At 62.8% G+C, this 21,028-nt stretch carries 16 protein-coding genes; 9 read left to right on the top strand and 7 right to left on the bottom strand.

All coding sequences use genetic code 11. The annotated features are described in order from the left end of the window. The first annotated feature begins 269 nt into the window (after positions 1 to 269). A complete protein-coding gene (gene dinB, locus EN885_RS12015; RefSeq protein ID WP_128243110.1) occupies positions 270 to 1,511 on the top strand; it encodes a DNA polymerase IV in 1,242 nt (413 codons plus the stop codon). A gap of 83 nt (positions 1,512 to 1,594) precedes the next feature. On the opposite strand, the gene EN885_RS12010 is transcribed toward dinB, so the two are convergent. Together EN885_RS12010 and EN885_RS12005 are read right to left on the bottom strand one after the other, a co-directional pair. Next, positions 1,595 to 2,470, bottom strand: coding sequence for a DUF2182 domain-containing protein (locus tag EN885_RS12010; RefSeq protein ID WP_128243111.1), 876 nt, complete (start codon positions 2,468 to 2,470; stop codon positions 1,595 to 1,597). A 9-nt stretch (positions 2,471 to 2,479) separates the two neighbouring features. After that, positions 2,480 to 3,112 carry a DUF1326 domain-containing protein gene (locus EN885_RS12005; RefSeq protein WP_126105651.1) on the bottom strand — a complete coding sequence of 211 codons (633 nt, stop codon included), beginning with the start codon at positions 3,110 to 3,112 and terminating at the stop codon, positions 2,480 to 2,482. Positions 3,113 to 3,650: 538 nt separating this feature from the next. On the opposite strand from EN885_RS12005, the gene EN885_RS12000 reads away from it, so the two are divergent. Then, on the top strand, positions 3,651 to 4,808 hold the full coding sequence (locus EN885_RS12000; RefSeq protein WP_128243112.1) for a sulfite oxidase: 1,158 nt from the start codon (positions 3,651 to 3,653) through the stop codon (positions 4,806 to 4,808). 726 nt (positions 4,809 to 5,534) lie between these two features. Here the strand turns inward: EN885_RS12000 and EN885_RS11995 are convergent. The 5 genes from EN885_RS11995 to EN885_RS11975 all read right to left on the bottom strand — a co-directional run bounded on the left by EN885_RS11995 (position 5,535) and on the right by EN885_RS11975 (position 11,994). Beyond that, positions 5,535 to 8,003 carry an adenylate/guanylate cyclase domain-containing protein gene (locus EN885_RS11995; RefSeq protein ID WP_127204165.1) on the bottom strand — a complete coding sequence of 823 codons (2,469 nt, stop codon included), beginning with the start codon at positions 8,001 to 8,003 and terminating at the stop codon, positions 5,535 to 5,537. Positions 8,004 to 8,087: 84 nt separating this feature from the next. Next, positions 8,088 to 9,185 carry a branched-chain amino acid ABC transporter substrate-binding protein gene (locus tag EN885_RS11990; RefSeq protein ID WP_245493076.1) on the bottom strand — a complete coding sequence of 366 codons (1,098 nt, stop codon included), beginning with the start codon at positions 9,183 to 9,185 and terminating at the stop codon, positions 8,088 to 8,090. A 209-nt stretch (positions 9,186 to 9,394) separates the two neighbouring features. Next, positions 9,395 to 10,492, bottom strand: a complete 1,098-nt coding sequence (locus EN885_RS11985; RefSeq protein WP_128243113.1) for a branched-chain amino acid ABC transporter substrate-binding protein — start codon at positions 10,490 to 10,492, stop codon at positions 9,395 to 9,397. Between the two features lie 319 nt (positions 10,493 to 10,811). Continuing rightward, complete coding sequence (locus EN885_RS11980; RefSeq protein WP_027155108.1) at positions 10,812 to 11,324, bottom strand: OmpA family protein; 513 nt, start codon at positions 11,322 to 11,324, stop codon at positions 10,812 to 10,814. A 10-nt stretch (positions 11,325 to 11,334) separates the two neighbouring features. Continuing rightward, a complete protein-coding gene (locus EN885_RS11975; protein WP_128243114.1) occupies positions 11,335 to 11,994 on the bottom strand; it encodes a L,D-transpeptidase in 660 nt (219 codons plus the stop codon). A gap of 362 nt (positions 11,995 to 12,356) precedes the next feature. Here EN885_RS11975 and EN885_RS11970 point away from each other — a divergent pair, with 362 nt between their 5' ends. The 7 genes from EN885_RS11970 to EN885_RS11940 all read left to right on the top strand — a co-directional run bounded on the left by EN885_RS11970 (position 12,357) and on the right by EN885_RS11940 (position 21,026). Further along, on the top strand, positions 12,357 to 14,075 hold the full coding sequence (locus tag EN885_RS11970; RefSeq protein WP_128243115.1) for an adenylate/guanylate cyclase domain-containing protein: 1,719 nt from the start codon (positions 12,357 to 12,359) through the stop codon (positions 14,073 to 14,075). 843 nt (positions 14,076 to 14,918) lie between these two features. After that, entirely contained in the window at positions 14,919 to 16,037 is a 1,119-nt protein-coding gene (locus EN885_RS11965; RefSeq protein WP_128243116.1) for an Ldh family oxidoreductase, read from the top strand. Continuing rightward, positions 16,034 to 16,711 (top strand): GntR family transcriptional regulator, encoded by a 678-nt coding sequence (locus EN885_RS11960; protein WP_128243117.1) that lies wholly within the window; start codon positions 16,034 to 16,036, stop codon positions 16,709 to 16,711. The genes EN885_RS11965 and EN885_RS11960 overlap by 4 nt, the downstream gene beginning before the upstream one ends. Positions 16,712 to 16,736: 25 nt before the next feature. Further along, complete coding sequence (locus tag EN885_RS11955) at positions 16,737 to 17,909, top strand: mandelate racemase/muconate lactonizing enzyme family protein (RefSeq protein WP_128243118.1); 1,173 nt, start codon at positions 16,737 to 16,739, stop codon at positions 17,907 to 17,909. Between the two features lie 79 nt (positions 17,910 to 17,988). Then, positions 17,989 to 18,966 (top strand): tripartite tricarboxylate transporter substrate binding protein, encoded by a 978-nt coding sequence (locus EN885_RS11950; RefSeq protein ID WP_128243119.1) that lies wholly within the window; start codon positions 17,989 to 17,991, stop codon positions 18,964 to 18,966. A gap of 58 nt (positions 18,967 to 19,024) precedes the next feature. Next, complete coding sequence (locus EN885_RS11945) at positions 19,025 to 19,492, top strand: tripartite tricarboxylate transporter TctB family protein (RefSeq protein ID WP_128243120.1); 468 nt, start codon at positions 19,025 to 19,027, stop codon at positions 19,490 to 19,492. A 25-nt stretch (positions 19,493 to 19,517) separates the two neighbouring features. Further along, positions 19,518 to 21,026 carry a tripartite tricarboxylate transporter permease gene (locus EN885_RS11940; RefSeq protein ID WP_127293720.1) on the top strand — a complete coding sequence of 503 codons (1,509 nt, stop codon included), beginning with the start codon at positions 19,518 to 19,520 and terminating at the stop codon, positions 21,024 to 21,026. Positions 21,027 to 21,028: the final 2 nt, after the last annotated feature.

Raw genomic sequence — 21,028 nt, 5'->3', positions numbered from 1 at the left:
GCCCTCAGGCTGATTTCCGGTTGGGAACGGGTCAAATCGAGAGTCGGCGATCCTTCCCACCCCTCTGTCCTGCCGGACATCTCCCCCGCAGGGGGGGAGATTGGATGTCGCTTCGGCTTTCGCCAACCACCAACGCTGGAACGCAGGCAGACAAGCGGCAGCGCAAACCTGAAGCGATTGCCCTGCCTGTCATCCGCGCTGCTTGACAATCCGCCCGCTATGTTCTCTTTATGTTCCACAAAGCCACCTCAAGCGGGCGAACGGGCCGGATGGAAGCCAACATCCTCCACGCGGATCTCGACGCCTTCTATGCCTCGGTCGAGCAGTTGCTCGATCCGGCCCTGCGCGGCAAGCCGATCGCCGTCGGCGGCGGCGTCGTGCTGGCCGCGTCCTACGAGGCCAAGGCTTTCGGCGTGCGTGGCGGCATGCCGGGGCGGCGCGCGCGTGAGCTCTGCCCCGGGCTGATTTTCGTCGGCGGCCATTTCAAGGACTACCAGCGGCTGGGCGATGCGGCTATTCAAGTGCTCGGCGATTTCACGCCTGTGGTCGAGCGGATTTCCATCGACGAGGCCTTTGCCGACGTCACCGGCTGCACCCATCTGTTCGGCCCGCCGGCCGAGATCGCCGGCACGATCCGCCGCCGCGTGCGCGCCGAGCTCGGCCTGCCGATCTCGGTCGGCGTGGCGCGCACCAAGCATCTGGCCAAGATCGCCTCGCAAGTGGCCAAGCCCGACGGGCTGGTGGTGGTCGATCCTCACCACGAGCTGGAGTTCCTGCACGATCTGCCGGTCGAGCTGATGTGGGGCGTCGGGCCGGTGACCAGGGAGCGGCTGGCCGGCATCGGCGTCAACACCATCGGCGAGCTGGCGAAAACCATCGGTGGGTCGCTGGAGCGCCTGCTCGGTCCGGCAGCAGGCGAAAAGCTCAATGCGCTGGCCTGGAACCGCGATCCGCGCAAGCTTGAGACGCAGCGCCGGGCGCGATCGGCCGGCGCGCAATCGGCGCTCGGCAGGAAGCCGGCCGAGGCAGAAATCTTCGTGCCCGCGTTGCTGCACCTGGCCGACAGGGTCGCCACCAGGCTGCGGGCAAAATCGCGGCCCGGCCGCACGGTGACGGTCCGCGTACGCTTTGCCGATCTGCGCTCGGTGACGCGCTCGATCACGCTCGACCAGCCGATTTTGGCAACCGCCATGCTGGCCGAGATCGCCGAGGCGCTGGTGCGCAAGGTGCTTGTCGATCATCCGCACGAAAAGACCATCTCGCTGCTGGCGATCGCCGTCTCGCATCTTGAGAAGCAATCGGCCCTGCAGCTGGAACTGCCACTCGGCCTCGACGACGACCGCCGCCGCCCCGGCACCAGAAGGGGTGCCGCGCGCTGGACCGCCGACCGCGCCATCGACAAAATCCGCGACCGCTTCGGCTGGGAAGCGGTCGGCTATGCCTCGGTCGCGCTCGGCCCGCAGCGGTCGGTTCCCGACGCGTTTCGCGAGCTGGCCGAAAAGGAATTGTGAGCCGGCTTGGCCGGGCGGTGCGATGCGCATTGCATCAGAAGCGATCGGGTTTCCTGCAAATGCGACATCCGAGGCGCTGGTCGTCAGACCAAAAGCGTTGCGCTGCCCCAGGCGATCAGGGCGATGCCGGCCACCCGGCCGACCCACTGGCCGGCAGGAAACACCTTTTCGACCAGCACCAGAATGGCGAGTGCGGCAACCCACACCAGGTTCATTACGCCACCCACGAACAACAACGCCATCAGCATCCAGCAGCATCCGACACAGAACGCCCCGTGCAGGGCGCCCAAACGCAGCGCGCCAAGTGCGTGGGGACGCCAGTGTCGGGAAAGGAACGCCGTCGGCGTCCGGCAATGCGACAGGCAGGCGTTCTTGAGCGGCGAGAGCTGATACAGGCCCGCGGCGATCAGGACGATGCCCGAAAGCCAGCGGCTCTGCGAACTCATCATCGCTGCTGAAACGAATGCCTCACGTTCGAGCAGCCAATGCAACGCGGCTGCCGCGACGGAGAACCCCAGCCAGACCAGGAGGTAGCCTGCCATGAATACGCCGGTGGGCGCGAGCTTGTCCTGGATCTGACCCTGTGCGAGCGCATGGCGATGCACGCGCGCATAGAGCAGGATAGTCGGCGCCGCACTCGGGGACATCATGGCGACCATCATGACCCACCACATCGCAATCATCAGCGTCCAGATCGCGGCCCCCCAGACCCGCGGTTCCGTCGCCATCGCCATCCCACTCATGTCCATGCCGGACATGTCCGAGGGCATATCGGAGATCACTTCGGCGGTTTGCTGGTGGGGGAAAAGCGCGAGCCTCGTCATCTCCCACGCATTCATGCCGAGCCCTGCACCGGCGACGATATAAAGCCAGGCCAGCAGGCACAGCGCCACCACTCCCGCAATCGTGATGACGCGGTCGCGCCTAAGCAGGCGTTCCAGTGGCGACGCGCCGTCCATGCGGGCGCGTCAGGCTCGCACCACCCCGTGATTGTTGAGATGCAGCCGCGCGAACTGGCCGTAACTGTCCTTCGTGCTCACCTGAACCGGTCCGCTGGTTGTGCTCGAGGCACTGCCGATCTCGGCGACCGCATATTCGAAGCCGTTCGGCAACACGATCTGAGCCCGCGAGTCCGCGCCCGTCACCTTGTTGCGGATCGGTTCGCCGACCGTATCGATATAGTCCTTGACGAAGATGCGGCCCCTGCGGCCGTCGATATCGAGTTCAAGATCGATCTTCGTGAAAACCGGCTCATTCATTTTTGTCACGGTTGAGGCGTAGACGGCGAACATCGTCGCGAACGGGTCGGTGTCCTGGCCGGTCATGATGCGCAGCAGCGCGTTACGCTGCCGGTCGGTTGCGCTCTCGTCGACGAAAGCGATGGCTTCGCCATTGCCTTCGTGGATGGCGCCAGGCCATTTGAAGATCGCAGCGATCCGGAGGCCGTCGAGAGCGGTCTCGCCATGATGGCCTTCATCGATCTGGATGCCCGCCACCGCATGGCAATGGCCCTTATCGGGCAGCGCATTGAATTGACAGTTGCAGCCATATTCGCAGGTGCAATTGACGAGTTCACGTCCCTTGATTTCCCAAGACGTCATGCTGTCCTCCCTCATCTCGAAATATTAGACCATCATCATACACCTGCGCCGGCCGCGCCGCCATCCTGTCGCGCTAAGAGTGATAGCGACAAGAGACGGCAGGCCAACGCGTTTTCTCGCCGAAACTGGGTGAACATCCGCCCTGGAGATGGCGCGGCCGGTATCGGAACGGCAGAAATCGGGTCGGAACGGGCCTTTCCGACCGCACCCGCGAAGGTCCGGAAATGACCCGGAAGCGGGCGTTCGGCTGCGATCCGAGCAGCAACGATTTTGGCAGGAAATCGGTCTCGAATGCTGCAATCATCATCATGTCCCGTCCAGGTTGTGGACACGTCCTTCTCAAAGGCGCACTCTTAGCGTGCGAAACGCGAGCTAGTGTTTCGTCCAATGCTTCACATGCTTGACTTGCGTCGGTGATTGTCTGACCTGTCCGGATACTTCCGGGTGGGCAGACCTCACATTGTGTCGCCTATCCGTGATCAGGCTACGGCCTAAGGCACGTTGCAGCCCGTTCCGGATCAACTGGGAGGTAAACAACATGCCTGATTTTCAGCGCAGAGAACTTCTCGTTCAAGGAAGCGCGGCTCTTGCCGCAATTGCTGCTGTCTATACCTCGCGTCGGGCTTACGCTTTTCCAAAACGGCCGAGCGAGGAAGTTATTCCGTGGCTGGATCAGCCGACCGAAAATCCCGATCCGGTAGGTATCCAGAAGCAGCTTGTCTGGGAGGATTTGGATAGCTGGATAACTCCAAACGACAAGTTCTTCAGCATCTCGCATTTCAATCGACCAACGATCGACGAGAAGACATGGTCCATGGAGATCGGAGGCCTGGTCAAGAAGCCCTTGAAATTGACGCTCGCCGACATCAGGGCACGACCGCGGCAGGAGGTCGTTTTCACCGTGGAATGCTCGGGCAATCACGGGTTTCCCTTTTTCACCGGCGGCATCGGCAATGCCCGCTGGGCAGGGACGCCGCTCGCCCCGATCCTCGAGGAAGCCGGCGTTCTGGAGAAGGGCATCGAGGTCGTCTTTTTCGGTACTGACACAGGCGAGGTCGCGATACGCGACGTCAAGATGCAGCAGAACTTCGCTCGCAGCATGTCACTCGCCGACGCGATGAACCCCGACAATCTCCTCTGCTATGAAATGAACGGAGCCGCCTTGCCGGCGCCCAACGGCTTCCCGGTGCGGCTCATCGCTCCAGGCTGGTACGGGATCGCCAACGTCAAGTGGCTGAAGCGCATCGAGGTCCGCGATACGCGGTTCATGAGCCTTCTGATGGCCCGTGACTATGTCACCATCCGGGAGGAAGACCACAACGGCGAGACCGTATGGGTCGAGACTTCGGTCGGGCGAGCGCTGATAAAGTCCGCGCCTGCGAAGGTCACCCGGAAAGACTCAGATTACTCCATCATTGGAGCAGCCTGGGGGGCGCCGATCGACCGGGTGGAAGTGCAAATCGATCAAGGGCCTTGGGCACCAGCGACCATCGACCATAGTGAGGAGGCCGAGCACGCCTGGAAGATCTGGTCCCTGGCTTGGGCAAATCCCGCCCCTGGAGAACACACGGTGACCTCGCGCGCGGTCAGCACCACGGGACAAATTCAACCGGCAATGGACGATCCCTTGATTGCCAAGAAACACACATATTGGGAAAGCAATGGCCAGGTGACGCGCCGCGTGCGTGTCGACTAATACCTTGCCGTCATGTGGCAATTGCGTTTGGATCTGCCTGATCCGAAAGCTTGCGGAGAGGGCTGGCGCGCCCCTTCGCAAGCTCGATCAAAAGGGCTGTGGTATGGCGGGCACACCGCCGGGCGACTTTGACCACGGCTTCGATTCCCTTCTTCTTCGACACCAATTACGACGCGTTTCTGCTGCCGAGCTGCAGCGGCGAAAACCGGCGGCCAAATATCCGCCGCCGGCGAATACGTTGCCGGACGCCTGCCCGAAATCTGTGCGCACACCACCACGCCCTGAGACTGCGCGGGGCGCGGTGGCTGGCGAGGGAGTATTGAAGCCGATGCTCTACGTCGCCCCCTTGCCGGCCCACTTGATCGGATATCGCCATCGCGTTCGCCAGTCTCCAAGGCTGGATTAAAAAACGCTGCCGGTGGAGCTGCCAATCTCCCTCCTTGTTGGGGGAGATGTCCGGCAGGACAGAGAGGGGCGCCGTCCCGCAGCCTTCGCAACAAAAAATTCCGATTTTCGAACTGACCGAAAAGGAACCGGAATCGTGAGCCGGCTTGGCCGGGCGGTGCAATGCCGAAGCCCACATTGCGCCAGAAGCGGACCTGCCAGCGACGCCGGGAAGGTCAAGTCACGGCCCCAAAAGAGGCGCTGGCGAAGGAGCCATCCCTGCATTGGTCGACAAGGTGAGCGCTGTAGAAGGCGACGATCCGGGTGCGGGCGCGAAGCCTGCTACCCGGGCTTGTGACAAAGTCGATCGAGCACGTCGCGAAGCGCAGTCGCGGCTTCCTCTCGCTCCCCAGCAGACATCAACTCGGGTTCAGCCTCTAGTCTGAGATGCGGCAGCTCGGTTCGAACGGCGCTGCCGGCGGCGACCAGATTGGCCTTCAGATCGAGGACGCGATAGGTGGCGACGGGATAGGCGATGCCCCTGACCTGAACGTGTCCTAGTTCCACGCAGTCGATCGTGTCCTTCACCTGCGCAAACGTCTCATAGGAAATGAGCACGGCACCCGGTGGCGCCTCCTGCTCGAGGCGTGAGGCGAGATTCACGGCGCCGCCGATGATCGTGTAGTCCATCCGGTCTTCGCTGCCAAAGTTGCCGACGGTGCAGTAGTCGGTATGGATGCCGATGCGGCAGCGCAGCGGCGTTTCGATGCCGATGTCACGCCAGATTTCGGCAAGGTCGGTCATCCGCTTCTGCATGGCGAGGGCCATCTCGACGCAGGCGAGCGCGTCCTCCTTGACACCGCGAGTCTCCGGATCGCCGAAAAACATCAAGATCGCGTCACCGACATACTTATCGATTGTCGCGCCGTGATCCGAAGCAATTTTCGACATTTCCGTCAGATAGTGGTTGAGGAGCTGGGTGAGGTCCTCCGACTCCATCTTGTCGGTGGTCTCGGTAAAGCCGGCGATATCCGAGAAGCATATTGTCAGCTTCTTCCGCTGGCTGGCGATCCTGACATCCTGACGGCCGGTGAATATCGAGTTGTACACTTGCGGCGCCAGATACTTGGCCAGCTTGGCTGAGAGCGCCTCGAGCGCTGCGGATTTCTCGGCGAGGTTCTCCTCGCGTTTTTTCAGCTCCGTGATGTCCGAGTAGACGGCGACCGTGCCGCCGCCCGTGATGCGCCGCTCGCCTATCATGATCCATCGTCCATCGGCGCGCCGCTGCACCCAGGGCTCGCCAGGGTTGCGGTGCCGGGAGAGCCGCTCGGCGACCCATTCCTCGAACCGCCCCTCGGCATCCTTGATGTAGCCGCGCTCGGCGGATCGGCGGATGATCTGCTCGAACGTCGTGCCGGGCGCCAGTTCGATCGCAAGGTCGCTGTAGAGCAGCTCGCGATAGCGGCTGTTGCTGAGGACAAGCCGGTCCTCCCCGTCGTAGAGAGCGAACCCTTCGGAGATGCTCTCGATGGCATCGACGAGCCGCTGGCGCGCCTCGGCGACCTCGCGCAGGTTCTTTTCCTCGATCTCGACCGCGGTGTCCCGGAACAGCCTGAGCGCGTCGGCCATGCGCCCGATTTCGTCGCGGCCGGCGGCAGGCAGCGGCGCACGAAGATTGCCGCCGGCGATCGCGAGCATGCCCTGGCTCACGCTTCCCAGACGGGCAAGGAGGCTGCGGTCGACATAGAGCCAGACAATCAGAACCGAGCTCAGGAGGCTGAGAAAGGCGGAGCCGAGGACAACTCCGGTGCCGTAGCGCTGGACGAGCGCGGCCTCGAGACCGGACGCTGTGATCTCGCTGTCTGCCGCTGAGACAAGGCGATCGACGGCAGCGGTGAGACTGCGCGACAGCCTGCTATTCTCGGCCAGAAGCTTTTCGCCATCGGCCAGGACAGCAAACTCGTCCTCCCGCGCCTTCGGGATGCTGTTCTCACCATCGACAAGCGCCTTCAACTCGTCCACCCGCTGCCGGAAGCGGACCCGCAGCCTCTCGTCGATCTCGGTTGAAATCGTGTCGAGAACGGCGAGCGACCGGCGCAGCGGGAACAGGATCAACGTCAGATCGCCCGGTGTCGGCGCGTCTGCCGTCTTGACCAGCGCGTCATTGACAGCCGAGATCTCCTGATGCGCCTTCTGCTGCGGGAGGTAGGCCGCAATCGCCTGGACCACGTCGGCCGCCGTCGCCGCGCCTGGATCCGCGGCGCGCGACGTGTCGGCCGTGACCGCCTGCCATTGCGGGAGCTTGGAGTTCAGAACAAGGATGCCGGGCGCCACAAGACGCTGACCTGCATTTGTGGTGGCGGACAAGCGGCGCAACAGGTCCTCCTTGCGCGCGACCACGCTGAGGCGGGCGGCGACAAGATCGTCGAGAGCGTCGAGATTGCGCCTGAGACCAAGCACTGCCGCCTCGATCTCGGCCACGGCCGCGACGTCGAGCGCCGCACCTTTGAGCGCAGCAAGCAGCTCCTCGAGGCGCGTCATCTCTGCCCCGATCGCAGCCGAGACCTCGTTGTGCCGAGCCTCGCTGGTCGAGGTAAGTATGGCGGGCGCAGTGGCGGCGACCCGCTCGGCCTGGCGCGACAGCTGGAGGGACGCCAGCGCCGACGGCACCCGATCCCTGGTGATGCTGTCGACGACCTCTCCCACCTGGAGGAAGGCGTAAAGAGCGGCCGCCGTGGCGAACACCGCGAAGGTGCTGATACCGAAAAAGGCCAGCAACAGGCGGCCACGTATGCCGAGGCGTTCAACCATCACAGCGACGCATTGATCTGAACGATCGCTCTAACTTGCCCTGCATCAGATGCCTCGACCAGCGCGCCGGCGATTGGCGGATTCTTATTCTGCCGGCACGTACGCTCCACTCCGCCAGACGTACCAAACCCAGCTCTGGGTCGTAAGATCGCCCTTGTCGTCAAAGTCGATACGGCCCAACACAGTCTCGAATTGATTGTTCCGCAGCGACGCAACCACGGCCTGGGGCTCCAGCGAGCCCGCCTTCTCGACCGCCCGCGCCCATACCTGGACGGCGCCATAGCTCAGCAGGGTATAGCCTTCGGGCTCGAAGTTCTCGGAGCGGAACTGCTCGACGACTAGCGCCGCTTCTGGATTTCGACGCGGGTCGGGGACAAAGGTGAAGAGCGTGCCCTCGGCCGCGGGGCCGGCGATGAGGCCGAACTCCTCGGTCGACATGGCATCGCCCGAGACGAGTTGAAGTGCGTATCCGCGATCATGTGCCGCGCGGAGCATGAGGGCGGCTGCGTCATAACGGCCGCCGAGGTACAACACCGCAATATCTGTTGCCTCGAGAGCAGCGATTTCAGACGAATAGTCGGTCTTCCCGGGGTCGTAGGCTTCATAGATCGCTTCGGTCACGCCCCGCTGGTTCAACTGCTTTCTTGTCTCATCGGCAAGACCCTTCCCATAGGTCGTACGGTCGTGAAGTATTGCGATCTTCTTGTCGGCCCAATGATCGGCCAGGTAGTTGCCGGCCACGGTGCCCTGCGCGTCGTCGCGGCCAATGACTCGAAACACATTGGCACGGCCCTGCTCGGTCAGCATCGGGTTGGTGGACGACGGCGAAATCTGCAAGATCCCCGCAGCCTCATAGACCTTCGATGCCGGGATCGACGACTCGGAGCACATGTGCCCGACGACGAACACGACGCCGTCAGCCACCAGCTTTTGGGCGGCCGCCATAGCTTGCTCGGGATCGCAGAAGTCGTCGACTGTGATGAGCCGCACCTGCTGCCCGAGTACGCCGCCCGCTTCATTGACTTCGGCCACGGCCATTTCGGCACCGCGCTCCATCTGCCCGCCGACCCAGGCGAGCTGCCCCGTGACCGGGCCCGCCGCCCCGATCAGGACCTCGGCCCCCGCGGGGAGGCTGAACGCGGCTGCAAGCGCGACGATAGCTACGGTGATGATGCGGTGGATGGATGCACCCCCAAACCGCCGCTTACGCCAATCCGGTCGGCGCGACAGCCCTTTCCGCAGGCGCAGCGTCCTTGGGAGCCGCGATCCCGCCAGCGGCAGACGCAAGAGGCAGCCGCGTATACGGAGGCGCTCAAATATCGCGCCGATGCTTGATCCGAACGATCGTGCTAACCCGGTCTGCATCATTTGTTTCAGCGTGCGCCGGACCCTTACTCGACCGGCACGTACTCTCCACTCCGCCAGACGTACCATACCCAGCTTTGGGTCGTGAGATCGCCCTTGTCGTCAAAGTCGATACGGCCCAACACCGTGTCGAATTGATTGTTGTGCAGCGACGCAATCACGGCCTTCGGCTCCAGCGAGCCTGCCTTCTCGACCGCCTGCGCCCAGGTCTGGGCGGCGCCGTAGCTGTGCAGCGTCCAGGAATCGGGTTCGAAGTTCTCGGCGCGGAACCGCTCAACGACATCAGCCGCTTCCGGATTTCGACGCGGGTCGGGGACAAAGGTGAAGAGCGTGCCCTCGGCGGCAGGGCCGGCAATGAGCGCAAACGCCTCGGTCGCCGTATCGTCACCCGAGATCACCTGAACCGGGTAGCCCCGGTCGCGCGCCGCGCGGACCATGAGCGCGGCCTCGGTATGGTACCCGCCCACATAGAGCACCGCGATATCCGCCGCCTGCAGCGCGACGATCTCAGCGGAGTAGTCGTCTTTCCCGGGAACGTAGGCCTGGTAGATCGCTTCGGTCACGCCCCGCCTGTTCAATTGCTTCCGGGTCTCGTCGGCGAGGCCTTTCCCGTAGGTCGTGTTGTCGTGGAGGATCGCGATCTTCCTGTCGCCCCATTGATCAGCCAGGAAGTCGCCGGCCTCGAGGCCCTGCGCATCGTCGCGACTACAGACGCGGAAGACGGTGGCGCGGCCGTGCTCGGTCAGCACCGGGTTGGTCGAGGATGGCGATATCTGCACAACGCGCGCCGCCTCGTAGACCTTCGAGGCCGGGATCGAGGCTCCGGAGCAGTAGTGCCCGACCACAAATACCACGCCGTCGGCGACCAGCTTCTGGGCTGCCGCTACCGCCTGCTCGGGATCGCAGAAGTCGTCGACCGTGATGAGCCGCAACTGCTGGCCGAGCACCCCACCCGTCGCATTGATGTCGGCCACGGCCGCCTCGGCGCCGCGTTTCAATTGTGTGCCGGTCCACTCGAGCTTTCCCGTCATCGGGCCGGCGACACCGATCAACACCTCCGCCCCCGCAGGGCAGATGAACAACGCCGCGAGTGCGGCGACAGCAATGGTGACCGCGTGGTGCATGACTGCACCCCCAAACTTTAGCTTACGCTAATCCAGCCGGCGCCGACAGTCCTTTCCGCAAGCGCGGATACCTCGGCTGGTTCTGCGGCGCATCCGGCTCTTTTCTGAACGAGCGACCAGGGACCAGGATCGCCATGTGGCCTTCTGCGGTACGAAATTCCTGATGACTGGCTGAAGCGCTGGATTGCTGAGCTCTCAACAAAATCGGTGACTGAGCGGTAGTTCCGGCCTCTCGCGACGAGCCGAATTGCCCCGTTTGCAGACCTTCCGGCTTGACCTATGGAGGTCGCCAACGGGTCACAAGCAGAACAGCAGCCCCCTACGGCTCGTCCCTCTCATCGCGCAAATTAGACACAACGCGGCGGTTCTGCGACCTGCAGGCGGTGTCGGGGCAGTCGCGGACGAGCCTGTCCTTACCGTAGCCCTTGGCCCACATACGGTTGCGGTCTATGCCGCCGGCGGCGAGGTAGTCCATCACCGCATCGGCGCGCTGCTGCGACAGCGCCGTTTCACTTGCGCCGGGATCGTCGGCGAAACCCTGCAGCTTGAGCAGCCAGCGCGGATGCTTTGCTAACCAGGCGATCTGGGTGTCGAGGGTGGCCTTGGCGACAGAATCGAGCGCGGCCGAACCTTGCGTGAAATAGGTGCGGCGGCCGACATTGAGGATAAAATCCTCCTCGCTGCCCGGCTGCACGTTCTGGAAGCCGGCAACCTCGGTGTTGGTGATGTCGGGCGTGGAAGGGGCCAGCGTGTTGCTGGTCGAGCAGGATGCGGCCAGCACCAGCAGGCCGGCGGCGAGCAGCCGGCGCGTGTTTTCAATCATGCGGTTCATGAGGCGCCAATCATTCGACAGTGGTGGAAGCGGGCGCCTGGTCGGCGATGTGCGGCAGGACCTGCACCGCGGTGCCGATCGGGCAGCGCTGGTAAAGGTCGATGATGTCTTCCGGGAACATGCGGATGCAGCCGCTGGAAGCGTCGGTGCCGATGCTCCATGGCTCCAGCGTGCCATGCAGGCGGTAGCCGGTGTCGGCGCCGTTGCGGTGCAGATAGAGCGCGCGCGGCCCGAGCGGATTGTTGGACGCGCCGCCTGCGACCATGTGCGGTAGGTCCGGCTTGCGCTTACGCATTTCGGGGGGTGGGACCCATTGCGGCCACAGCGCGCGGCGGTCGATCGTCGCGCGGCCGTACCATTTGAAGCCGTCCTTGCCGACGCCGACGCCGTAGCGGATGGCGGTCTTGTTTTCCATGATGACGTAGAGGAAATGGTGGCGGGTATCGACCACGACGGTGCCGACCGGCTCGCTGCTGAAATACTTGACGATCTGGCGATGCCATCTCTTGTCGATCTTGGCGAAGTTGGTCTTGCGATAGACAAAATTGTTGTCGTTGGCGGTACCGGCGAAAAAGGATTTTGCCGCCGCGGCTTGAGCAATATTGCTGGTTGCACCCACCGCGACCAGCGCCAGGCCGCCGAGCACGACACCCCTGCGTGATAAAACCACCGGCAATATCCCCCCATGCCAAAAGCCTGGCGGACCATAGTTGAGAATTACTTCGCCTCAAAGTGGAAAATGCTGCGTTGCTTCAGTCTGCCGTGCCGGAAGCGGAACGTCCGCTTTCGGGATGATGGGGCTGGAAAAGCCGACCTTTTCATCCAGGGTGGTGCCGACCGCATTGCGCCAGAAGCAGCGGGATGGGTCGGACGCGCGTCAGTGGCCCTGCGGCAGGAGAGCTGGGGCGTCGCGCGAGCCATAGTCTCAAGAGGCGTGATCTGTGGTATCATAGGCCGGTAAGACCGGAGGCGCCGGTCCTGCCTGCCTCTGGCCTGCGGCTTGCGAGTCGTGAATCTTTACTGAGGCTCAACATGGAGCGGAAGCTCGCTGCCATCCTTGCCATCGATGTTGTCGGGTACTCGGCGCTCATGGAGGCGGATGAAGCGGGCACCTTCGACCGGCTGAAACGTGGCCGCAAAGAGCTGTTCGAGCCGGAAATCGCGACGCGACACGGGCGAATCTTCAAGCTGATGGGAGACGGCCTGCTGGCGGAGTTCGGCAGCGTGGTGGATGCGGTCGAATGCGCGGTCACGCTTCAGCGCGGCATGGCGGAGCGTAACGCGAGCGTCGCCGAAGACCAGCGCTTCGAAGTCCGGATCGGAATCAACCTTGGAGAAGTGATCGTCGAAGGGGACGATCGCTATGGCGAGGGCGTGAACGTGGCGTCGCGTCTCCAACAACTCGCCGAGCCCGGTGGCATCTGCGTTTCGGAGAAGGTGTCCAAGGAGGTCAGGCAGAAGCTGGCGTTTGCGTTCGAGCCCATGGGCGAGCAGCGGGTGAAGAATATAGCCGAGCCGATATACTGCTATCGCGTGAACCTGCACGTTCCGAGAGCCGCTCCGGTCGGCCGACTGGCATCGCTCGAATTGCCCGACAAGCCCTCGATCGCGGTCTTGCCTTTCACCAACATGAGCAACGATCCGGAGCAGGAAACCTTTGTCGACGGCTTGACCGAAGACCTGATCACCGACCTGTCTCGCTCAGCCGGCCTCTTCGTCATCGCGCGCAACTCAACCTTTGCTTACAAGGGGCGGTCGGTCGATGTGCGTTTGACCGCGCGTGATCTTGGGGTGCGCTATGTGGTTGAAGGCAGCGCCCGGCGCGCCGCGGCGCGCGTGCGCATCAATGCGCAGCTGATCGACGCGATCGGCGGCGATCATATCTGGGCCGAGCGCTACGACAGCAGCCTCGAGGACATCTTTGCAGTGCAGGACGAGGTCACGGCCAAGATCGTCGAAGCCCTTGTCGGCCGATTGGCCGGACAGCCGGCGCGTAAACGGCCGACGAGTCTCGAAGCCTATGATCTTTGCGTGCGAGCCCGCGGCGTCAGTTTTCAGACCGGGTTAGGCGCGCGGGAAGCGCGCATGCTCCTGGAAAAGGCGATCGGACTCGATCCCGACTATGCCGAGGCACATAGCTTGCTGGCCCTCAATCTTTGGCTCGGCTGGCTGTTCTGGAACGAGCCGAAGCAAATCAACCAGCCTCGCGCGCTGGCGGAAGCGCAGCGGGCTGTGGCGCTCGACCCTAACGATGCGGGAAACCGCTGGGGGCTGGGCATCATACTTGGTCACGAACGGCGCTTCCCGGAATCGGATGCCGAGTTCGAGGCGACCTTCAAGCTCGATCCCAATCATGCCGATGCCTGGGCGATGCGCTCGGATCTCATCACCTTAAGGGGCGACGCGGTCAAGGGCATCGAATTCGTGACGCGGGCGTTGCGGCTCAATCCGCACCCTCCAGGGTGGTACTATTGGATGGCGGGCCAAGCCTATTATGCGCTCGGCGACTATCAATCTGCGGTCGATGCCTTACGCAAGCCGGAAACCTACCGCACCACGTCGCGGCGCATCCTAGCGGCAGCCCTCGCGCAGCTCGGGCGCCTTGACGAAGCCCGTCAAGAGGCGGAATTCTTCCTGCTGAGCGATCCCTATTTCAGCATCAGGCACTGGGCAACATCGCAGCCATTCGACGACGAAGAAGTGCTCCAGCGCTTCGTCGAAGGTTACCGCAAGGCTGGCCTTCCCGACTAAGGAGCGCATCGCTTTGGATCGCCGACTTGCTCTCGTCAGGACATACGCTCGTCTTTTGGCTGTGAGGGCAATGCCCGTGGGTTCCATCGATCAATGTCCGTTGATGGCGCGCGAGTACGACGTTGGTGATGGATCCTGCAATGTCCGCTTTCGAAAAGCCGGAAAAGCAGTTTTTGTGACCGACTTGGGGCGCAGAGCTGCCGTTCAGAATCTGAAATGTGAACATCGCCTTCGAGTCATGGCCTGCCGTTGGGCGGCCGCGAAGGAAAGAGTAGTGAAAGGTTCAGACGTTGTGATGAGGCGACCCGTCACAGGGTCGCCGTTGAGTTCCGCCCTGCACTCTTATGCAACTTTTCGAGCACAGACCGAGAACATCTGGCCGTTTTTCGGGTCCACCCGACCCTGAAGTCGCGCTGCCGAGCGTCCCGCATACGCGGACCTGGCCGCCAACCTCGGCCTGTCGGGGTGGCATCACCGTTGCCTTCGCGTGGACAACGTCGACGAGGCGTTGCCGAGTTGAAACGCCGTATCGTGACATTTGTGCATGTGTTCCGGCGATCAGCAGCCGCATCGCGTTCTTCTCCGATCCTTGGGGCCATCTTCGAACGGATGCAGCCGACAATTGGTCAATCTCAAAAGGGTCCTTTCCGCCTATCACACGGAGGGTAGACGCCCAAACAGTTCGGAGGCGCGAACAAATTTCGGCGTATGGACCCTTCTGGAACCAAGAAAAACTATCGTTTGAATCAATTGAAGCTGACATTGTTTTTCGATCGGTCGAATCCTTATTCTTGATCGTCGGACGGCTGTCGATCATGGCGCAGCCTTCCCCGGGAGGTCAGGATGAGGCATGATTTCGAGACGCACCGCCGTCAGGCGATGAGCATTTTCCGCGCCTGGGGCATGCCTGCGGAGAAGGCGGAGAAATCGGCGGACGTGCTGGCCTGGGCCGATCTCCATGGCCTCGAAAGCCACGGCATCGCGCTGTTGGTCGAATACAACGAACGACGGCAGACACGGCCGATCAACTTTCAGTCGAAGCCCGCAATCGTGCAGGAGACGGCGGTCAGCGCCCTGCTCGACGGGGACGGCGGCCTCGGCCACGATCCCGCCATACGGGCGATGGAAACCGCGATCGCCAAGGCAAGGGCAGCCGGCGTCGGCGTGGTGTCGGTCCGCAATTCCGGTCATTTCGGCGCGCTGGGCTACTTCACCACCAAGGCCACCGATCACGATCTGATTGGCATCGCCGCCACCAGCGTATTCGGCATTCGGGTTCCGCCGACCGGCGGCGCGGCGGCGCGCTTCGGCACCGACCCGTGGTCCTTCGCCGCCCCCGCCGAGCCCGGCCGGCCCTTCGTGCTCGACATGGCCACGACGACCGTGGCGTCCGGCAAGGTCCGGAACAAGATCGTCGAAGGCCAACTCATGCCGTCGGGCTGGGGCATGGACGGGAAGGGCGTGCCGACGCTCGACCCGAAAGCGGTGATGGAGGGAGGCTTCCTGTCGCCGCTGGGCGGCGCGGCGGAGAGCGCCGGCTACAAGGGTTACGGGCTGGCTGCGATGGTCAATATCCTCGCCTCGTGCCTGTCCGGCTCCACACTGATCACCGATCCCAACCATTCGAAACAGCCATGGGGCCTCGATGTCGGTCACTTCTTCATGGCCATCAACCCCACCTTGTTCCGTCCGATTGCAGACTTCCGCGCCGACGTTGCCCGCTTCTGCGACGATCTGCGCGCAACACCCCCCGTGGACCCGCTAAAACCTGTCCAGGTGGCCGGCGACCCGGAGCGCAAGGTCCGCGCCGAGCGTGAGAAGACAGGCATTCCCATCGGGCCCGGCCTGCATCGCCGTCTTCATCGGATAGCCCAGGAATCCGGCGCTGACTGGGTACTTGCGCCTGCTTCTGTCGACAGTTTACAGTTGACTGGCGACAGTAAACCGAGGGCGAAGGCGTGACATTTGCAGCAAGACCGATCGAACGATCTGAAAGCCTGAGCGCTCGCGTCTACAGCGAAATAGAACGAATGATCCTCACGGGGGACATACTGCCCGGCAGCAGGATCAACGAGGCGGTGCTTGCCGGGCAGATGGCCGTGAGCCGAGCGCCGGTGCGCGAGGCGACGCGGGCACTTGTCGAGGCGGGCCTTCTCATCTCTATTCCGGCGCGCGGCGTCTTCGTGCGCGAAATGTCCCACCGCGAGATTGCCGAAAACTACGACGTGCGCTCGTTGCTCACCGGGCTGATGTGCGCGCGGGCAGCGGAACGGCGTACCGAAGCCGAAGCGGCAAAGCTCAAGCGGCTGATAACCGACATGGATACGGCGATCGCCGCCGGCAGGATCGTGCGCTACTACGAGATCAACCTTGCGTTCCACGAACTGATCGGCCGTATCGCCGATCATTCCTGTGCGCGCCGCGTCTACAACGACCTGATCCGGGAAACTCATGTCCTGCGGCGCTCGCTATCATCGCCGGAGCAGACCAATCTGGAGCATCACAGCATCGCCGAGGCGATCGAGCGCGGCGACGTCGAGCTCGCTCGGCAGCGTGGGCTCGAGCACGTCCTCAACGGCAAGGCACGCTGGAAGGCATCCATCGAAAATGCGGTGGCCGCCGTGGCCGCCATATGACCCATTTGTCCCAAGGAGATCTCACTTGAAAATTGCAAACATCACCGCCAGCCTGCATCGCCACGAGATCGATTTGCCTGGTATCGGCGAATCCATCGAATCTCGCATGTTCGTCTTTGTCGAGGTCGAGACCGACACGGGCCTCAAGGGGCTCGGCTGCACCGGCCAGTTCCTGCCCTGGTCGACCATGCCCTGCATCGAGGATCATATCTTTCCGTTGATCAAGGGCATGGATGTCTTCCACACCGAGGCTATCCATTCCAAAATATGGAAGCAGCTCAACAACCGCGCCTATACCGGTGTCATTTCCAACGCTCTCTCGGCGATCGACATCGCGCTGTGGGACCTCCAGGGCAAGATTGTCGGCAAGTCGGTCTCGGAGCTGCTGGGCGGCTATTCCCGCGAGGCCTACACATATGCGACGTTTGGCTACCCGTTCTTCGACGAGCAGCAGATCGCCGACTACGCCAAGAAGTTTCTGGCCGACGGGCACACCATGCTGAAGATGGTCGTCGGCGGCGAACCGACGCGTACCTGGAAGGACGACGTGCGTCGCGTCTATGCCGCACGCGAGGCAATCGGCCCCGACGTCGACCTCATGATCGACGCCAACTGCTACTTCAACCCGCATGACGCCTTCATGCTGGCGAAGGCTGTGGAAGACGCGAACCTAAAATGGTTCGAGGAACCGATCCAGCAGAACGACGCGCGTGCGCTTGCCGACCTGCGCAGTCGCGTCAAGATTCCAATCGCCGCCGGCCAAATGGAAGGCAACCGCTGGCGCTTCCGCGAACTCGTCGTCCACCACGCGGTGGACGTGCTGCAGCCGAACGTCCTCTACAATGGCGGCTACACCGAGGCGCTCAAAGTGGCGCACCTCGCCCAGGCCTTCAATCTGCCGATGGCCAATGGCGGCGGCTGGCCGATCTTCAACATGCACATTCTGGCGGGCGTGATGAATGGCGGGCCGGTCGAATTCCACTACGGCATGTGGATGACCGGAAAACATTTCTTCAACGGCACGCCCGACCCCGTGAACGGCAAGATGACAATCCCGGACGCGCCGGGCCTTGGCTTCACGCCGAATTACGAAGCGCTGAAGGATGGCCGGGTCAAGGATCCCAAAGGTAGCCAGTTCACCGGTCGTGATGCGCACGGCTACCTGCTGCGTGAAACCATCGAAAAGAAGAACGCCTGACAATCGCAGCCCCGGGACCGCCAAAAATGGTTCGATCGGTTCCGGTGCTGTTCCAAGTTCTAACTGGGAGGAAATGACTATGACCTACGGACTCTCGAACTTCGTCAACCATGGCCGCGTCGTCGGCCTCGGTTTGCTCACAGCTGCGGCCATCGCGGTCAGCGCCGCGGCAGCGGAGTACCCGGACAAGAACATCAAAATGATAATCCCGTTCGGCGCCGGCGGCGGCAGCGATACGCTCGCCCGCACCATCGCCGGCGTGATCGAGGAGATGAAGCTGATCCCTGTGAAGATCCTGCCTGAGAACCGTACAGGCGGCTCGGGCGCGGTCGGCTACAGTGCAGTCGCCAAGGAAAAGGGTGATCCCTATCATCTGGCGACCGTCAGCGTCAGCTTTTTCACAACGCCACTGCTGGGTGGCTCGCCGGTGAGCTACAAGGACTTCACTCCACTCGCTGCGATCGCGCAGTCGCCATACATCATGGTTGTTCCTACCTCTAGCGAATACCAGAAGCTTGACGACCTGAAGAAGACGCCGCGCTTCACCACCGGTACGACGGGCGTCGTCTCCGACGCGGCACTGCTGGCCAAGATGACGTCCAACGCGCTCGGCATCCAGATTGACTCCGTGCCGTTCGACGGTGAGGGCGAGGTGATGGCGGCGCTGCTTGGCGGACATGTAAACGTCGGCTTTCTCAACCCATCCGAGGCGATGGCGCAGATGAAGGCCGGCAAGCTGCGGCCACTCGCGATCACATCGGCCGAGCGTTCGCCGGCCTTCCCCGACATCCCGACCTTCAAGGAACTCGGCTACGGCGACATTTTGCACACCCAGCTTCGCGGACTGGTCATGCCCGCGGACGTTCCGCCGGAAGTCGTAACCTACTGGGAGGGCATCCTGCAAAAGGTTGCGACCAGCGAGCAGTGGAAGAAGCAGTATATCGACCGCTTCCACGACATCCCGGACTATGTTGACGCGGAAGGCTTCAAGCAAGTGCTCGAGCGCACCAACGCGCGCTACGAGACGATGATGAAGCAACTCGGCATCATCAAATAGTGACGTTGCTGGGAGCCACCCGAAATGGTGGCTCCCATCCGTCGCGAGGAGGAAAGCGATGAGCGTTCAACGGCTCGACCTACTGGTCGCCGCACTGCTGATAATCTTCGGTCTTTGGCTGATCTACACAGGCATCGGTTATGGCCTGATGCAGGGCACCACGCCCGGGGCCGGTCTCTTCCCCATCATCATCGGCTCGTCGATCGCACTGCTCAGCGCAATAAATCTATTCCGGGCGCTTGGCGGGGTTGAGAAGCTTGGCCCGGGCATATCGGGCCGCGAGGCGGCAAAAGCCGGGGTCGTGATCGCGGCGCTGCTCATCGCCGTCTGGCTGACCCCGTATCTCGGCATGATGATCGCCACCATGCTGGCTATGGCGGCGATCGGCCTGGCTCTGCGGACCGAACCGGGCCCGGTTTTCTTTGTAAAGCTTGCGGCGGTGTCGGTGATCACGCCGATCATCCTTCTGCTGCTGTTCGAAAATCTCCTGGGCGTGCCGACCCCCAGGGGACTGCTCGGCTTCTAATCGGCCACCCAAGAGAGGTACCGCGATGGAAACACTTGCGCTGTTGTGGGACGGAATTCTCGCCGCCACCGATCCGGCAATCTTCGCCTGCACCATACTGGGCGCTGTGGTCGGCTTGCTGATCGGTGCGCTCCCTGGCCTCGGACCGACCGCCGGCGTTGCGATCATGCTGCCGGTGGCGGCAGGCTTTGGCGGCGTCGCGGCAATCGCGTGCCTCGGTGGTGTCTACTATGGCTCGATGTTCGGCGGCGCCATCACGTCGATCCTGCTCGGCATTCCCGGCGACGCACCTTCCGTGATGACGGTCATCGATGGCTATCCGATGGCCCAGAAAGGCGAGGCCGGGCGGGCGCTGGGGACGAGCGTCTTCGCCTCCTTCGTCGGCGGCCTTCTCGGCATAGCCGGGCTGGTGGCTCTTTCGGTTCCGGTATCTCGCTATGCACTCGCCTTTGGCCCGACCGAGATGACGGCGATGATGTGTTTTGCGCTTTCGCTGCTCAGCGTGTTGGGCGGCCGCAACGCCTTCAAGGGTTTCGTCGCGTTGGCGCTGGGCTTGTGGCTGGGCATGGTGGGACTCGATCCCATTTCCGCCTTGCCGCGCTATACCGGCGGGTCGATGAACCTGTTCGATGGGCTCGACTTCTCCATCGTCGCTGTCGGCCTGTTCGGGCTTACCGCGATCTTCACCTCCCTGGAGGCGAATGTGGACAAGCCGGTTGCCAAATACACTTTCGCCTCGCTGTTGCCGAGGATGAGCGATGCCGTTCAGACACGCTGGCAACTGCTGCAAGGGTCGGTGCTCGGCTTCTTCGTGGGCGTCCTCCCCGGCGTCGGTGCCTCGGCAGCGACCATGCTCTCTTACGCACTCGCCAAGCGCCTGTCGCCGACGCCCGAAAAATATGGCACCGGCATCGTCGAGGGCGTGGCAGCGCCGGAGGCGGCCAACAATTCAGCGTCCTACGGCGCGATGATTCCGCTGTTCACGCTTGGCATCCCGGGCTCGGCGACCACGGCGGTGATGATGGGCGGGTTGATCATGATCGGCCTGCAGCCGGGCCCGCTGCTGTTCACCGAGAATCCGCAGTTTGTCTGGTCGGTGTTTGGCTCTTTCGCCATCGGCAACCTTGCACTTGTGTTCTTGACGCTGTTGCTGACTCCGCTGCTGGCGGCGGCGCTTTTCGTTCCGACAGCCTATCTCTATCCAATCGTCATTGCGATCGTCGTTTACGGTGTCTTCGCCATCGACAATTCGACGTTCAATGTGATGCTGACCATCCTGGCAGGCGGTGCCGGGATCATCCTTGCCAGGCTCGATTATCCAGCCGTACCGCTGATCCTCGGCCTGGTGTTGGGACCGCTGCTGGAGCGCAACATCCGCCGCACGCTGATCCAATCACAGGGCGACTTGCTCGTCTTCGTTGAACGGCCCATTGCGCTGGGGCTGTTCATCGCCACGGTCCTCGTGCTCTCGATCCCACTTTTCCTCAAGCTGACCGGGCGCAAGAAGATCGCCGCGGACGAGGCTGAGGTCTGACA

The organism is Mesorhizobium sp. M6A.T.Cr.TU.014.01.1.1 (assembly GCF_004022765.1).
GTDB lineage: Bacteria > Pseudomonadota > Alphaproteobacteria > Rhizobiales > Rhizobiaceae > Mesorhizobium > Mesorhizobium mediterraneum.
Note: the sequence above shows the minus strand (reverse complement) of the source record. Positions and strands in the feature narration are given on the sequence as shown.